Raw genomic sequence first — 14,578 nt, forward strand, 5'->3', positions numbered from 1 at the left:
CCGCAGCACCGTTGAAACGATTCACAGTCGAACACGCGAACGGAGGACCAATGGCGGTCCGTATCGGAGCCCGGAACACCACGGGCTGGAAGGCGACCATCTCGGTCGCCATGTCGAACTACATCGAGTCCGGGTCGATCATCGCGATCGCCACGAGCCTCAGCCTCTGGCAGGCGCAGTTCCACGTCGGCGACCTGCAGGTCGGGCTCCTCGCGAGCCTGTCCGCGAACGCGTTCGGCGCGGCCGCCGGCGCGATCATCGGCGGCCCGCTGTGCGACCGCTACGGCCGGAAGTTCATCTACACCTACGATCTGCTGCTCTACATGCTCGGCATCCTGCTCGCCGTGTTCGCCGGCAGCTACGGGATGCTCCTCGTCGGCTTCATCCTCACCGGCATCGCCGTCGGCGCCGGAGTCCCCGCGAGCTGGACCTACATCGCCGAGCAGGCGCCCGCCGACAAGCGCGCCGCCCACGTCGGCACGGCGCAGCTCGCGTGGTCGATCGGCCCGATGGTCGGGTTCGCCCTCGCCATCGCCGCGGCTCCGCTCGGACTGCTCGGCAGCCGCTTGATCTTCGCGCACCTGTTCGTCGTCGCCGCGATCGTGTGGTGGCTGCGACGCGGCCTGCCCGAGTCCACGATCTGGAAGGACGAGCGCGCGGCCACCGGCTCCGCGAACTTCTTCCACGGCTTCGGCCAGCTGTTCAGCCGGCGCGGGAACCTCACCGCGATGCTGTTCCTGTTCGGCGTCTACGCGCTCTGGAACACCGTCGCCGGACAGGCCGGGATCTTCCAGCCTCGCGTCTACTCGGCCACCGGCGTGACGAGCGTCACCGAGCAGTACGGGCTGCAGATCCTCGTATGGGGCTGCACCGTCGCCGCGACGTACTTCGGCTTCATGCGCTTCGCCGACCGGATGAGCCGTCGGCTGCTCTACGCGATCGGCGCCGCGCTCGCGGTCGTCGCCTGGGCCGTCCTCATCTACGCCCCCGCGACCCTCGGCACACTGCTGTTCTTCGCGATCGCCTGGGGCATCTCCTCGGGCATCGGCGCGCAGGCGTTCTACGGCCTCTGGACGAGCGAGCTGTTCGCCACCCGGTACCGTGCGAGTGCGCAGGGCGTCCTGTTCCTGGCCGCCCGCGTCATGGTCGGCCTGCTGAGCATCTGGTTCCCGCTCCTGCTCGCCGACATCGGGCTCCGCGCGCTCGGCGAGCTCATCCTCGGGCTGCTCGCGCTGTCGTTCCTGGTCGGCACGATCTGGGCGCCCAAGACGCAGGGCAAGACCCTCGAGGAGATCGAGGCCGAACGGTACGGCACCGTCACCAGCGCGACCGGCACGGTCCGCACCCCCGAGGAGCACGCCGCGCGCCAGCAGGCGCTGCGGGGTGCGCGAGCCGAGCGGACGCGTCGGTGAGCGACGCGGACCAGCGTGATCCGCGCCTCCTGGACGGTCCTGGAGGCGCGGATCACGTGACCCGCGTCTGCTTCCGCCTGCAGGTGGGGACCGCGCACCTCGACGCCTACCGCGAGCGGCACGCCGCGGTCTGGCCCGCGATGCTCCGGGCGATCGCGACCGCGGGACGGCGGAACTACTCGCTGTTCCTCGACGACGACGGCCTGCTCATCGGCTACTACGAGACGGACTCGGTGGCCGATGCCGACGCGTCGCTCGCCGCGTCCGAGGTGGCGGCCGCGTGGGAGGCGCACATGCAGCAGCTGTTCGACGGCACCACCGGTCGGGCGGACCAGACGGCGCGGGTCCTGCCCGAGGTCTTCAACCTCGAGGACCAGCTCGCGGCCGCCGCCGACTGAACGCTCCGCGAACGTCCACGGACCGTCCAGTCGCCTGATCGACGCCGTGGCTAGCGTGGGGCCATGCAGCCGCACGCAGCCGGGACCCTCCGCGTCCTCCACCTCTCCGACACCCACCTCACGGGCGACGGCTCCCTGCACCAGGGGTCCGTCGACACGACCGCCGCGCTCGAGGGGGTGCTCGCACGCGCCGACGGCGTCCCGGGGGTCGGGCTCGTGGTGGTCTCCGGCGACGTCTCCGAGGACGGTTCGCCGGAGTCGTACGCTGCCGTCGTCGAACGCGTCGGCGGCTGGGCGGGGCGCCACGGTGCGGCGCTCGTCACCGTGCCGGGCAACCACGACCTCCGTGAGGGGTTCCGCCAGGTCCTCGCGAACGGGCACGTGCTCGGCGAGGGCGGCCGGCCGCTCATGCACACGATGGAACACCACCCGCCGACCGTGCCGGTCGCCGGGCAGTCCCTCGTCGCCGGGCGCCGGATCGTCACCGTGGACACGAGTGTCCCCGGCGCCGGGTACGGCGAGATCGCCGAGGCGTCGCTCGAGCGACTCCGCGCCGCCCTCGCCGGTGACCACGCTCCGCACGGCACCGTCGTCGTCCTGCACCACCCGCCGCTGCCGGCACCGACCGCACTGCACGACGCCCTGCGGCTCCGCAACCCCGGGGCGCTCGCCGACGTGATCCGCGGCTCGGACGTCCGGGTCGTGCTCGCCGGGCACTACCACCACCACTTCGCCGGGTCCCTCGCGGGCGTCCCGGTGCTCGTGGCCCCCGGCGTCGCGAACGACACCGACGTCACCGGCCCCTACGAGGAGGAGTCGGCGTACGTCGACGCCGGCGCGCTCGTCGTCGACCTCGCCGAGGACGGGTCCGTCTGGTCGACGCCGATCCGGGTGCCGCGGCCCGACGCCGACCCGCTCGCCTTCGCGCTCGACGCGGACACCGTGACGCGTGTCATCGAGGCATCCACCGGGCGGTAGGCGCACCGGCCGACGCACGGGGGACGTCCAGCGACCTCGCATTCGGGTCGCAGTCGGGAACTCCGAGTAGGAGAGGTGTCACACCTGGAGTGAAGGAGTACCCATGCGGATCGGCAGCGCAGTGCAGTACGACCGGTACGGCGACTTCGACGTCGTCGAACTCGTCCCGCAGGAGCGACCAGACGCGGGTCCCGGCGAGGTCGTCGTCGAGATCGTCGCGGCGGGGCTCAACCACATCGAGCGGTTCCTCCGCGAGGGCAAGCTCCGCGACCACATCGAGCTCGACTTCCCGGCACGACAGGGCGTCGACTTCGCCGGCATCGTCCGGGCCCGCGGTGAAGGGGTCAAGGACCTCCGCGTCGGCGACGAGGTGATGGGGCACGCGCCGAACGGCGGGTCGCACGCCACCTGGCTCGCCGTCCCGCGCAGCGCCGTCATCAAGAAGCCGGAGCACGTCGGCTGGGAGGTCGCCGGCGGCCTCTACCTCGCCGGCTGCACCGCTGTCTCGGTCGTCCGCGGCCTGAAGCTCGGCCCCCAGGACACCGTGGTGATCACCGCGGCGGCCGGCGGCGTCGGACACATCGAGTGCCAGCTCGCGCACGACGCCGGCGCCACCGTCATCTCGCTCGGCAGCGCACGCAACCACGACTACCTGCGCCAGATCGGCACCCTCCCCGTCGTGTACGGCGAGGGCGAGGAGGAGCGCATCCGCGCCATCGCCGACGGCCGTCCGATCACGGCGTTCATCGACAACCACGGCGAGAGCCGGGCCGAGGAGCTCGCGGAGCGTCTCGGCGTCGCACCGGGGCGGTTCGTGTCGTCCGAGGCACGACGTGACATCGAGATCCGGTTCCTGCGGGCCCCGGCCGACGACGAGGAGCCGCGCGAGCTCCTGACGCTCCTGGCCAAGGCCGTGCAGGACCGACGCGTGCAGGTGCTCATCTCGGGGTTCTACCCGTTCGAGTACATCGTCGAGGCGTACGAGGACCTCGCCGAGATGAAGTCCCGCGGCAAGGTGGTCATCGGCATGCAGACCGTCGAGACCGGCGCACGGATGGACTGGTACCGGTCGGAGAAGGCCCGGGACCTGCGAGACCGGTACGCCGACGCGCGGGGGAGCGACACGGAGACCATGGCGGGCGGCTCCACGAGCTGACCCAGCGATCGACGAGCGGAGCGGCCGCGGCGCAGTGCGCCGCGGCCGTCGTCAGCTCAGGACGTCCTTCGTGGCGAAGCGGCTGTACGCCAGCGCGCCGAAGACCACGACGTAGCCGAGCTGCAGCAGGGCGTTCGAGCCGAAGGAGTCGAACGCGATCGGGTCGCGCAGCAGGTCCCCGAAGCCGAGCCACTGGTGCGAGAACAGGTACGGGTGCAGCCAGTCGAGCTGCGGCAGCTGGTCGAGCACCTGGGACGCGCCGGCGAGCACGACCGTCGCCGCCATCGCGCCGACGGGCACGGTGGTCAGGGTGGACGCGAAGAGCCCGATCGCCGACAACCCGAGCATCGACAGCGTCACGTACAGCGCCAGCAGCAGCGCGCGTCCGGCGTAGGACCAGCCGTCCACCTGCGTGCCCGACAGCAGCGTGACCGGACCGATCGGGAACAGCACGGCACCGATCGCGGCGCCGACCACCACGATGAGGAGCGTCGCCGCGAGGCAGAAGGCCACCGCGCCGACGTACTTGACGAGGATGAAGCGCACCCGGCCGGTCGGGGCCACGAGCAGGTAGCGGATGGTGCCGTGGCTCGCCTCGCCCGCGACGGTGTCGCCCGCGACGACCCCCACGGTGAGCGGCAGGAACAGTGGGATCGACACGGTCAGGGCCGTGAACGCCACGAACAGTCCGTTGTTCGTGATGTCGCCGAGGAACGCCGGACCGCCCGAGTCCCGCCCGGTCGTGATCCTGACCGCGACCGCGATGAGGATCGGCACGAGTGCGAGCGCCCCGAGCATCGCCCAGGTGCGACGGCGTCGGAAGACCAGGGCGAGTTCGGACCCGAGCAGCGCGAACGGGCGCTGGCGGGGACGCGGGGTGTCGCGCGCGTCGGGGGTCGCTGACCCGGCGGTGGACACGGTGGCGGCGTCAGGCAGCGACATCGAAGCCCTCTCCGGTGAGGGCGACGAACAGGTCCTCGAGGGTGCCGCCGCCGACGGTCAGCCCGCGGACCCGGACGTCAGCGCGGACGAGCTCGGTCGTGATGGTCTCCGGCAGGACCTCGTGCGGCAGGTCGGCGACGAGGACGTCGGCTCCGCCCTCGTGCCGCGGGGTCAGGCCGAGGCGGATCAGCACGGTGCCGGCCTGCCCGAGGTCCGGCGTGCGGACCGTGACCGTCCGGGCTCCGGCGGCGCGGAGTTCGTCGAGCGGACCCTGCGCGACGATCTTCCCGGTGCGCATCACCGCGGCGTGGGTGCAGACCTGCTCGATCTCGGCCAGCAGGTGGCTCGACACGAACACCGTCGTGCCGTCGTCCGCGAGGGACCGGATGAGGTTCCGGACCTCGCGCGTGCCCTGCGGGTCGAGGCCGTTCGTGGGCTCGTCGAGCACGAGCAGGTCGCGCGGGGCGAGCAGCGCGTTCGCGAGGCCGAGACGCTGCTTCATGCCGAGCGAGTACGCGTGTGCCTTCTTGCCCGCGGCGTGCGCGAGCCCGACGCGGTCGAGTGCGCTCGCGACGCGGTCCTTCCGGGTCCGCGGGTCCGACGTGGGGTCGGCCGCGTCGAACCGGAACAGGTTCGCGCGCCCGGACAGGTACGGGTAGAACGCCGGTCCCTCGACGAGCGCGCCGACCCGCGGCAGGACGTCGTGCAGGGCCCTCGGCATCGGTTGGCCGAGCAGCTCGATCGTGCCGTCCGTCGCGCTCGAGAGGCCGAGGAGCATGCGGATCGTCGTCGTCTTGCCGGAGCCGTTCGGCCCGAGGAAGCCGAACACCGAACCGCGCGGCACGGCGAGGTCGATCCCGTCCACCGCCCGCTGCCTGCGGAAGACCTTCGCCAGCCCGGTGGTGCGGATGGCGAGGGCAGCGTCGGACGTGCTCACTCGGCTGCGGCGACCAGTGCCGACACCGGGACCGCGCCCGCGAGGACCCGGCCGTCGTCGGTGAGGTAGACCGACACGAGTGAGGTCTGCACCGCGCGGCCGCCGTCGACCGATCGGGTCAGCTGGTCGAGCAGACCGGCCTGGTCGGCACCGAGCGCGGACTCGTCGACCGTGCCCTTCGGCAGCTCGGCGATGGCGCTCCAGCCCGTGCCGGTGACCGTCGGCTCGTCGCCCGGACGCCCGTGCCGGTGCTGCGCGCCCTCGTCGTGGGCTGTGGCGTCGGAGAGGTCCTTCGTCTCGACGGTCGCGTTCGCCGGCGGCGTGAAGTCGAACAGCCGCGCGGCCGGTGCGCCGTACTGCAGGCTCGTGAAGCCGACCTCGACGGCGGGGTCGCTCTGGCCCTTCGCCGCGATCGTGGCGCGGAGCGGCAGCCCGGTCTGCTGGTCGACCGCCAGGCGGACGGACCCGACGAGCGTGCCGGACGACTTCGGCGTGAGGGTGATCTGCCACGCGTCGTGCCCGGCGACCCGGACCTCGGTCGGCTTCGAGACGGTGGTGCTCGGCGTGATCGCGTCGATCGCCTGCTTCGCGACGTCGGCCGGCGTCGTCGTGCCGGACTGCGGCGCCTGGGCGTCCTTCGGCAGGGTGACGTGCGTCGCCGTGCGCTCCTTCGAGTCCCAGGTCCAGACGTCGGTCCCGTTCCGGACGAGGTCCTGCTCGGCGAGCTGCTGCGTCAGCTGGACGCGCTGCTTGGACGCGCCGTCGACGTAGACGCGGGCGGTGTGCGACGAGGTCAGGAGTCCGAGGGCGTCCGAGGCGTCGCCCTCGAGCGAGGAACCGCCGGACCCGGTGGGGAGCTCGGGCAGCCCGAGGTCGCTCGTCTGCACGAGCTTGCCGGAGTACTTCGCGTCGGAGGACCCCGCGATGCTGGCGATGACGTCCGCCGCGGTCGGGTTCGTCCCCGCGACCGGGTCGCTCGACGCGTTCGCGATCATCGGTGCGGCGACGGCGCCGGCGACGACGACCGGTGCGATGACGGCGGGCAGCCAGGCTGACTTCTTCATCGGTTTCCCCTCGGTGGTTCGTGTGGGACGGCAGCACCGTACGTCCGGCAACCGACAGAACGCTGGGGGCGCTGCGACCTCCCTAGAATCGGTGCGCGGACGCGGTTCCGTGCGCGACGGCGAAGGAGACGGCATGCGGGCGGTGCTCGGACTGGACATCGGCACGTCGAGCACGAAGGCACTGCTCGCCCGGCTGGACGGGACGGTCCTCGCCGAAGCGAGCCGACGGCACGACGTCGACCGCCCGGAGCAGGGACTCGTCGAGATGGACGGCGACTCGTGGTGGACGGAGTCCACGACGCTGACACGCGAACTGCTCGCTGCGGTGCCCGACGCCGAGGTCGCGGCCGTCGGCGTGAGCGGGATCGGACCGTGCGTCCTGCTGACCGACGAGGACGACCGTCCGCTGCGGCCCGCAGTCCTGTACGGCGTGGACACGCGCACTGCGGACATGCTCCCCGGCGTGACGGCGGAGCTCGGTGGCGTCGACGTCGTGCGGGCACGGTGCGGCAGCGCCCTGAGCACCCAGGCGGCCGGTGTGAAGCTCGCCTGGCTGGCGCGGAACGAGCCGTCCACGTGGTCACGGGCCGCCCGGTTCACGATGCCGTCCTCCCGCGTGGTCGGACTGCTGACCGGCGAGTACGTGCTCGACCACCACTCGGCGAGCCAGACCACGCCGCTGTACGACGTGCACGAGAACCGCTGGATTCCCGAGTGGTGCGAGCAGCTCGCGCCAGGGCTCTCGATGCCACGCCTGGTGTGGTCGGGTGACCGGGCCGGAGTCGTGACGGCCGAGGCGGCCGCGGCCACGGGCCTCCCGGCCGGCATCCCGGTGACCGCTGGTGCGATCGACGCATGGGCCGAGGGCGTGAGCGTCGGCGAGACCGTGCCCGGGCGCATGTTCCTGCAGTACGGGACCACCATGTTCATGATCGCGCCGACGGCCGAGGCGATCGCGGTGCCCGGGATGTGGACGACGGTCGGAACGCACCCGGGGCAGCCGTGTGTGGCGGGCGGTACGGCGACGTCCGGGGCGATCACCGACTGGTTGCGGCGGCTCGTCGACGGTGACTGGGCGACGATGCTCGACGAGGCCGCGGTGTCCGGGCCGGGCGCCAACGGACTGCTCATGCTGCCGTACTTCGCGGGGGAGCGGACCCCGATCGCCGACCCGCACGCCCGCGGCGTCGTCGCCGGTCTGACCGTGCGGCACACACGGGGCGACCTGTACCGTGCGGCGCTCGAGGCCACGGCGTACGCGGTCCGGCACAACCTCGAGGCGCTCCAGGCCGCTGGCGTCGAGGTACGGGAGCTCGTCGGCGCGGGAGGGGGCCTGCGCGGTGCGCTCTGGCCGACGATCGTCACGGACGTCACCGGGCTGCCCCAGACCGTGCCGAGCGTGACCGTGGGTGCCTCGTACGGGTCGGCGTTCCTCGCGGCCGGCCTGGTGGCGGACGTCGACATCGCGACCTGGAACCCGCCGTCCGAGGTCATCCGTCCGGACCCGGATGCGCACCGGGCGTACGAGGAGGGGTACCGGGACTACCGCGATCTGTACGAGGCCACCGCCGCGGTGGTCCATCGGCTGGCGGAGCGGACGACGCGGTCGGCACAGCACCCCTGAGCGGGCCGACCGCGTCGGTCGTTCAAGCCCGTCGGGACGGGATGATCGAGACCTTGACGCTCGCACCGGCCGAGTCGCCGACCAGGTCGAGTGCTTCCTGGAAGTCCTCCAGCGCGAACTGGTGCGTGCAGATCTCCGACATCGGCAGGGTCTCCGACTCGAGGAGCTTGATGGCCGCCGGCCAGGTGTGCGGACCGAGGTGTGCCCCACGGACGTCGAGCTCCTTGTCGTCGGAGATGATCGACCAGTCCACCGAGACGTTGTCCTTGAAGACCGAGTACTCGACGAAGGTGCCGAGCTTGCGCAGCAGGTTCAGGCCCTGCGGCACGGCCGACGGGTGTCCGGTCGCCTCGATGTAGACGTCGGCACCGTAGCCGTCGGTGAGCTCCTTGACCCGCGCGACGGCGTCCTCCTGGGCGATGTTGATGGTGATGTCCGCGCCGACCTTACGGGCGAGTTCGAGCTTCGCGTCGACGACGTCGAGCGCGATGATCCGGAGCGGGTTCTTCTGGCGGGTCCCCGCGATCGCGGAGAGGCCGATCGGACCGGCGCCGGCGATGACGACCGTGTCGCCGAACTTGACGTCACCGCGCTCGACCGCGTGGAACGCGCAGGACAGCGGCTCGGCGAACGCCGCGACCTGGCCGGGCAGCTCGCTCGAGACCGGGTGCGTCAGGGCCTTGGTCGGGACGAGGACGAACTCGGCCATGGCGCCGTCGTATCCCTTGAACCCGAACATGTCGTGCACGTTGCACATCCAGTAGCTGCCTTCGAGGCAGTACCGGCACTCCCAGCACGGCACGATCTGCTCGCAGGCGACCCGGTCGCCGATGGACACCTTGCGGGCGGCGAGCGCTGCGTCGTCACCGGCGACCACCGTGCCGACGAACTCGTGGCCGGGGATGCGGTTCGTCTCGGCCCAAGCGGCGCGGTTCTCGTCACCCCAGAACTTGGCTGCGCCGTGGTAGCACTTCAGGTCCGAGGCGCAGATGCCGACCGCGTCCGTACGGAGCAACAGCTCGCCGGGTCCCGGAGTCGGGACGGGTCGCTCCTCGAGTCGGTAGTCGCCAGGGCCGTGGACCACGACGGCGCGCATGGTCGCCGGGAAGGGCTCGGAGCCGGTGCTCGTGGGGGTCGCGGTCGTCGTGGACATGAGTTCTCCATCGGTCGTCGTCCTGCCGCGTCCTCGCGGCGAGGGCGACACTACGCGACGCAGAACAAAAGTCAAGAACAAGATTTCTGACGCGTCGGAACCGTCGCGTGGCCGGACGGATTCGGCGCGTCCACTTGCAGAAATTTCGTTACGCACATAATTTCTGCTTTGCGCCACATTCATGGAGCCGGTCCGCGCCAGCGGAACGACGCAACGGAGCGAACCACGAGGAGCACGCGATGACGCGAGCCGACCACAGCACGCGGCGACCCACGGTCGTCGGAGCCGTCACGGGTGACCGGACGGGGCGGACCGTCCGGGACGGAGCTGAGCGATGAGCGCTTCGGCCACCGTCCGCCGACCCGCCGTGAAGCGCAGGCCGACCAGGAGGATCGTGCTCGTCGCGGTCGTCATCGTCGTGGTCGTCGCGATGGCGCTCTCGACGAAGGTCGTCGGCAAGGGGTCGAGCGTCGGGGCGGGCCCAGCGGCGTTCTCCGCATCGGCCTGGGGCAAGACGAACTTCCCGAAGGTGCAGCAGGCGATCGCGAAGCGGGCCGTCCCCGCCACCGAGCTGGCCCCGGCCGTGCTCGCCGACTCCACCTCTGCTGCGAAGCGGTACGGCGTCGACGCCGGGACCGGTCCGGAGTTCTCCACGACCTTCACCGGGACGGTCGGGAAAGCCCAGGACGGCGTCTACCCCGTGACGGTCGACGGCGTCCCCAGCGGTCTGCTCATCCGGATCCAGACCGGCCCCGCCATCAACGGCACCGACCTCCGCGACGCCCCCGGCACGGTCGAGTTCGGCCAGTTCACGAACCAGATCGACTACCAGAACGCCGGCGCTGCCCTCAACGACCAGCTGAAGAAGCAGGTGCTGGCGAAGGTGGACATCACCGCGCTCGAGGGCAAGGAGGTCACCGTGACGGGTGCATTCCAGCTGATCAACCCGAAGGGCTGGCTCGTCACCCCGTCCGAGCTGGAGGTGCGCGGATGAGCGGCGACGACGCGATCGGGACGGTCGTCCTCGAGGCCGCCGACGTCGTGAAGACGTACGGTGCGACCCGGGCACTCAAGGGGGTGGCGTTCGCGGTGCACCGCGGGCAGGTGACGACCCTGTTCGGCGAGAACGGCGCGGGCAAGTCGACGCTCATGAAGATCCTGTCCGGCGTCGAGCAGCCCACCTCCGGGACCCTCACGCTGCGCGGCGAGGCCGTGACGTTCGCCGACACCGTGGACGCCCGCGAGCACGGGATCTCGATCATCCACCAGGAGCTGAGCCTGGCACCGAACCTCACGGTGCGCGACAACATCTTCATGGGCCGTGAGCTGCGTGGACCGACCGGGGTCGACTACGCGGAGGAGGCCCGGCAGGCCGCAGTCGTCCTCGCCGAGCTGGGCGAGGACATCGACCCCGGGACACTCGTGTCCGATCTGCGCCTCGGGCAGCAGCAGCTGGTGGAGATCGCTCGGGCACTCTCCGTGGACGCGCGGATCCTCATCATGGACGAGCCGACGAGCGCGCTCTCGGCGTCCGAGGTCGAGGTGCTCTTCACGGTCGTGCGCGACCTGAAGGCCCGAGGTGTGTCGATCGTCTACATCTCGCACCACCTCGAGGAGGCCCTGGAGATCACCGACCATGCCGTGGTGCTCCGCGACGGTTCGGTCACCGCGACGGCCCGACGTGCGGACATCGACCTCGAGTGGGTCGTCCGCGCGATGGTCGGTGACGGTTTCGACCTCGGGTCACCGCCCAGCGGCTACGACTTCGGTGCGCCTGCGCTCACCGTCGAGGACGTCGTCGTCGCCGACCCGGACGTGCCCGGACGGAACGTCGTCGACCACGTCTCGCTCGAGGTCCGCGCCGGCGAGGTCGTCTGCATCTACGGCCTGATGGGCGCCGGTCGCACCGAGCTGCTCGAGGCGGTCGCCGGGCGGACGCCGATCGACGGCGGAGCGGTCCGGAAGGGCGACCGCGACCTTGCTCGACTGTCCATCGCCGAGCGCATCGATGCCGGCCTCGGGCTCGTGCCGGAAGACCGGCAGCGGGACGGCCTCGTCCAGACGATGACCGTCGGGTCGAACGTGTCGCTGGCGTCCATCGGTGCCTTCGTTCGTGGGCTCTTCCTGTCCGGCCGGCGTGAGGTGGACCTCGTCACCGACTCGATCCGGACCGTGCACGTGAAGACGGCCGGCGGCGGCGCGATGATCGGCTCACTGAGCGGCGGGAACCAGCAGAAGGTCGTCATCGGCAAGATGCTCGCGACCGATCCGGACGTGATCCTGCTCGACGAACCCAGTCGCGGCATCGACATCGGGGCGAAGGCCGAGGTGTTCCGGCTCCTCGCAGAACGTGCCCGGCAGGGCCTCGCCGTCGTCTACACCACCTCAGAGGTCGGCGAGTGCCTGAGCATCGCCCACCGCATCGTCGTCATGAGCCGTGGGCGGATCGCCGCCGAGTTCGGCTCGGACGTGACCAAGGAAGCGATCATGGCCGCCTCGGGCGAAGCCGTGGTCGCATGACCGCCAGGAACGGAACAACCATGACCACCACGACCGCCGATCGACGGCGTCTCGCCCTCCCCGCCGAGGGCTTCAGCCTGGGACGGATCCTGCTGCAGGGCCGCGCCTACTTCGCCCTCGTCGTCATCATCGTCGTCTTCTCGATCCTGTCGCCGAACTACTTCACGGTGAGCAACCTGCTCACCATGTCGTCGCACGTCGCGGTGTACGCGATCCTCGCGCTCGGCATGCTCCTGGTCATCCTCAACGGCGGCATCGACCTGTCCGTCGGCTCCACCCTGGGCTTCTCGGGGGTGATCGCCGGCTTCCTCATGAAGGGTGTGGCGATCGGGGGGGTGACCCTGTACCCGAAGGTCTGGGTCGTCGTCGTGCTCGCCTGCGCCGCCGGAGCGCTCATCGGCCTCGTCAACGGTGTCCTCGTGGCACGGTTCCGGGTCGCACCGTTCGTCGCCACCCTCGGCATGCTCTACGTCGTCCGCGGCATCGGACTGCTGATGACCAACGGCTTGACCTACAACAACCTCGAGGGCAACGCGGAGCTCGGCAACACCGGGTTCGACTGGCTCGGCTTCAACCGGCTGCTCGGGCTCCCGATCGGTGTGATCGTGATGATCGTCGCCGCCGTCGTCGGATCGCTCCTCCTCAACCGGACCGTCTTCGGCCGCTGGCTGTACGCGTCCGGTGGCAACGAGCGCGCTGCGGAGCTGTCCGGTGTCCCGGTGAAGCGGGTGAAGATCCGTGTCTACGTGCTGTCCGGCCTGTGCGCCGCGATCGCCGGCCTCATCCTGTCGTCCGAGCTCACGAGTGCGAGCCCGACGGCCGGCAGCTCCTACGAGCTGACCGCGATCGCGGCGGTCGTCATCGGCGGTGCGGCGCTGTCCGGCGGCGTCGGCAACGTCCGCGGCACGCTGCTCGGTGCGTTCGTCATCGGCTTCCTGTCGGACGGGCTCGTCATCATCGGCGTCTCCGCCTACTGGCAGACCGTCTTCACCGGTGCCGTGATCGTGTTCGCCGTCCTCCTCAACGCGGTCCAGTACAAGCGTCGCCCCGCCAAGGCCGGCGGCGCGTCCGGACCCGACCAGACCTCTCCCACCGGCACGCAGCCCCCGGCAGCCGTCGGTGAGAAGACCGCCGTCTGACTCCTCCGTCACACGGTCCACAGCGAAAGGAAACCCACCATGAACCGCAAGCTCGCAACGGTGCTCGCAGCGGGAGTCGGACTCAGCCTGGCCCTGACCGGCTGCTCCGCCGGCGGTGCCGCATCCGGCGGCGACGGCTCGTCCAAGAAGGGCGGCCTCATCTCGATCATCGTCAACGACCCGTCGAACCCGTACTGGAAGACGGAGGGCGACGTCGCGTCGGCCGAGGCGAAGTCGCTCGGCTACAAGTCGAACGTCTCGGCGTCGAAGGGTGACACGAACACCGAGAGCAACCTCATCGACACCGCCATCACGAACAAGTCGGTCGCGATCATCCTCGACCCGGCCAACGCCAGCGGGTCCATCGGCGCCGTGAAGAAGGCTGACGCCGCCGGGATCCCGGTCTTCCTCGTGAACGCGGAGATCAACCAGGCGGGTCTCGCCAAGGCGCAGCTCGTCTCGAACAACGCACAGGGTGCCGCGATCGGCGCGCAGCAGTGGGTGAAGTCGGTCGGGGACTCGGGCAAGTACGCGGAGCTGTTCGGGGCGCCGTCGGACAACAACGCGCAGACTCGATCGAACGGCTACAAGACCGTCCTGACGCAGTACCCGGACCTCAAGGAGGTCGCCAAGCAGGTCGCGAACTGGGACCGGACGCAGGGCCACGACAAGACCCAGTCGATCCTGCAGGCGAACCCGGACATCAAGGGCATCATCTCCGGCAACGACGAGATGGCGCTGGGCGCGATCGCGGCGCTCAAGGAGGCCGGCAAGCTCGACCAGGTCAAGGTGGGCGGCTTCGACGGATCCCCGGACGCCGTCGACGCGGTGAAGGCTGGCGAGCTCCAGTACACCGTGCTCCAGCCCGTCGCGACCTTCGCGAAGAAGGCCGTCCAGGAAGCCGACGAGTACCTCCGCACCGGCAAGACGGGTGCGGCCCAGGAGAAGCAGGCGTTCGACTGCGTGCTCATCACGAAGGAGAACGCGGACAAGGTCACGCAGCCCTTCACCCTCGCGGAGTGACGCGGCCCTGACCGCGGGCGACGGCCCCGGTCCTGCACCTCGGTACAGGACCGGGGCTGTCCGTCGTCCCGCCGCTGCACGGGAACGGGCGGCGGGAGCGGGGACGGACAGCATCAGCGCCAGCGTCAGCGTCGGTGGTCTGGCAGGTCCGCAACCGACGCCAGGTCCGCGACCGACTCCGCGTCCGCGCACCCGTCCGCCCGCGCGTACCCGTCTGTCGGCGACCGCACGG

Annotated in this window: 13 protein-coding genes; 9 read left to right on the top strand and 4 right to left on the bottom strand. The window is 70.9% G+C overall.

What is annotated here, in order from left to right; translation table 11 throughout:
- Positions 1 to 50 precede the first annotated feature (50 nt).
- The 4 genes from ACIQUC_RS16410 to ACIQUC_RS16425 all read left to right on the top strand — a co-directional run bounded on the left by ACIQUC_RS16410 (position 51) and on the right by ACIQUC_RS16425 (position 3,944).
- Positions 51 to 1,412, top strand: coding sequence for an MFS transporter (locus tag ACIQUC_RS16410; protein WP_402269076.1), 1,362 nt, complete (start codon positions 51 to 53; stop codon positions 1,410 to 1,412).
- Between the two features lie 56 nt (positions 1,413 to 1,468).
- On the top strand, positions 1,469 to 1,810 hold the full coding sequence (locus ACIQUC_RS16415) for an L-rhamnose mutarotase (protein WP_402269078.1): 342 nt from the start codon (positions 1,469 to 1,471) through the stop codon (positions 1,808 to 1,810).
- Positions 1,811 to 1,873: 63 nt separating this feature from the next.
- A complete protein-coding gene (locus tag ACIQUC_RS16420) occupies positions 1,874 to 2,788 on the top strand; it encodes a metallophosphoesterase (protein WP_402269080.1) in 915 nt (304 codons plus the stop codon).
- A 103-nt stretch (positions 2,789 to 2,891) separates the two neighbouring features.
- Positions 2,892 to 3,944, top strand: coding sequence for an NADP-dependent oxidoreductase (locus ACIQUC_RS16425; RefSeq protein ID WP_402269082.1), 1,053 nt, complete (start codon positions 2,892 to 2,894; stop codon positions 3,942 to 3,944).
- 51 nt (positions 3,945 to 3,995) lie between these two features.
- Here ACIQUC_RS16425 and ACIQUC_RS16430 read toward each other — a convergent pair whose 3' ends face one another.
- Genes ACIQUC_RS16430 through ACIQUC_RS16440 form a run of 3 tightly spaced genes read right to left on the bottom strand, consistent with a single transcriptional unit; the run spans position 3,996 to position 6,887 of the window.
- Entirely contained in the window at positions 3,996 to 4,886 is an 891-nt protein-coding gene (locus tag ACIQUC_RS16430; protein WP_022905639.1) for an ABC transporter permease, read from the bottom strand.
- Entirely contained in the window at positions 4,873 to 5,823 is a 951-nt protein-coding gene (locus tag ACIQUC_RS16435) for an ABC transporter ATP-binding protein (RefSeq protein WP_031261249.1), read from the bottom strand. Before ACIQUC_RS16435 ends, ACIQUC_RS16430 begins: the two co-directional genes overlap by 14 nt.
- Positions 5,820 to 6,887 carry an outer membrane lipoprotein carrier protein LolA gene (locus ACIQUC_RS16440; protein WP_402269085.1) on the bottom strand — a complete coding sequence of 356 codons (1,068 nt, stop codon included), beginning with the start codon at positions 6,885 to 6,887 and terminating at the stop codon, positions 5,820 to 5,822. The genes ACIQUC_RS16435 and ACIQUC_RS16440 overlap by 4 nt, the downstream gene beginning before the upstream one ends.
- 133 nt (positions 6,888 to 7,020) lie before the next feature.
- Here ACIQUC_RS16440 and ACIQUC_RS16445 point away from each other — a divergent pair, with 133 nt between their 5' ends.
- Positions 7,021 to 8,511 (top strand): FGGY-family carbohydrate kinase, encoded by a 1,491-nt coding sequence (locus tag ACIQUC_RS16445; protein ID WP_031261247.1) that lies wholly within the window; start codon positions 7,021 to 7,023, stop codon positions 8,509 to 8,511.
- A 22-nt stretch (positions 8,512 to 8,533) separates the two neighbouring features.
- Here the strand turns inward: ACIQUC_RS16445 and ACIQUC_RS16450 are convergent, their stop codons facing one another.
- Complete coding sequence (locus tag ACIQUC_RS16450; protein ID WP_022905636.1) at positions 8,534 to 9,664, bottom strand: zinc-binding dehydrogenase; 1,131 nt, start codon at positions 9,662 to 9,664, stop codon at positions 8,534 to 8,536.
- A gap of 334 nt (positions 9,665 to 9,998) precedes the next feature.
- Between ACIQUC_RS16450 and ACIQUC_RS16455 the strand changes: the two genes are divergently transcribed.
- The 4 genes from ACIQUC_RS16455 to ACIQUC_RS16470 are packed head-to-tail and all read left to right on the top strand — an operon-like array spanning position 9,999 to position 14,346.
- Entirely contained in the window at positions 9,999 to 10,658 is a 660-nt protein-coding gene (locus tag ACIQUC_RS16455; RefSeq protein ID WP_402269087.1) for a DUF2291 family protein, read from the top strand.
- On the top strand, positions 10,655 to 12,184 hold the full coding sequence (locus tag ACIQUC_RS16460; protein WP_402269089.1) for a sugar ABC transporter ATP-binding protein: 1,530 nt from the start codon (positions 10,655 to 10,657) through the stop codon (positions 12,182 to 12,184). Before ACIQUC_RS16455 ends, ACIQUC_RS16460 begins: the two co-directional genes overlap by 4 nt.
- 20 nt (positions 12,185 to 12,204) lie before the next feature.
- Positions 12,205 to 13,323 carry an ABC transporter permease gene (locus ACIQUC_RS16465; protein WP_022905632.1) on the top strand — a complete coding sequence of 373 codons (1,119 nt, stop codon included), beginning with the start codon at positions 12,205 to 12,207 and terminating at the stop codon, positions 13,321 to 13,323.
- A gap of 39 nt (positions 13,324 to 13,362) precedes the next feature.
- Complete coding sequence (locus ACIQUC_RS16470) at positions 13,363 to 14,346, top strand: D-ribose ABC transporter substrate-binding protein (protein WP_402269091.1); 984 nt, start codon at positions 13,363 to 13,365, stop codon at positions 14,344 to 14,346.
- Positions 14,347 to 14,578 lie beyond the last annotated feature (232 nt).

Source organism: Curtobacterium sp. NPDC098951 (assembly GCF_044759965.1).
Lineage (GTDB): Bacteria > Actinomycetota > Actinomycetes > Actinomycetales > Microbacteriaceae > Curtobacterium.

Bases quoted from the DNA above. Each gene is read 5' to 3' on its own strand.
- ACIQUC_RS16470 (WP_402269091.1), top strand. From the start codon at position 13,363: ATGAACCGCAAGCTCGCAACGGTGCTCGCAGCGGGAGTCGGACTCAGC.
- ACIQUC_RS16420 (WP_402269080.1), top strand. From the start codon at position 1,874: ATGCAGCCGCACGCAGCCGGGACCCTCCGCGTCCTCCACCTCTCCGAC.
- ACIQUC_RS16440 (WP_402269085.1), bottom strand. From the start codon at position 6,887: ATGAAGAAGTCAGCCTGGCTGCCCGCCGTCATCGCACCGGTCGTCGTC.
- ACIQUC_RS16430 (WP_022905639.1), bottom strand. From the start codon at position 4,886: ATGTCGCTGCCTGACGCCGCCACCGTGTCCACCGCCGGGTCAGCGACC.
- ACIQUC_RS16460 (WP_402269089.1), top strand. From the start codon at position 10,655: ATGAGCGGCGACGACGCGATCGGGACGGTCGTCCTCGAGGCCGCCGAC.
- ACIQUC_RS16455 (WP_402269087.1), top strand. From the start codon at position 9,999: ATGAGCGCTTCGGCCACCGTCCGCCGACCCGCCGTGAAGCGCAGGCCG.
- ACIQUC_RS16445 (WP_031261247.1), top strand. From the start codon at position 7,021: ATGCGGGCGGTGCTCGGACTGGACATCGGCACGTCGAGCACGAAGGCA.
- ACIQUC_RS16410 (WP_402269076.1), top strand. From the start codon at position 51: ATGGCGGTCCGTATCGGAGCCCGGAACACCACGGGCTGGAAGGCGACC.
- ACIQUC_RS16425 (WP_402269082.1), top strand. From the start codon at position 2,892: ATGCGGATCGGCAGCGCAGTGCAGTACGACCGGTACGGCGACTTCGAC.
- ACIQUC_RS16465 (WP_022905632.1), top strand. From the start codon at position 12,205: ATGACCACCACGACCGCCGATCGACGGCGTCTCGCCCTCCCCGCCGAG.
- ACIQUC_RS16450 (WP_022905636.1), bottom strand. From the start codon at position 9,664: ATGTCCACGACGACCGCGACCCCCACGAGCACCGGCTCCGAGCCCTTC.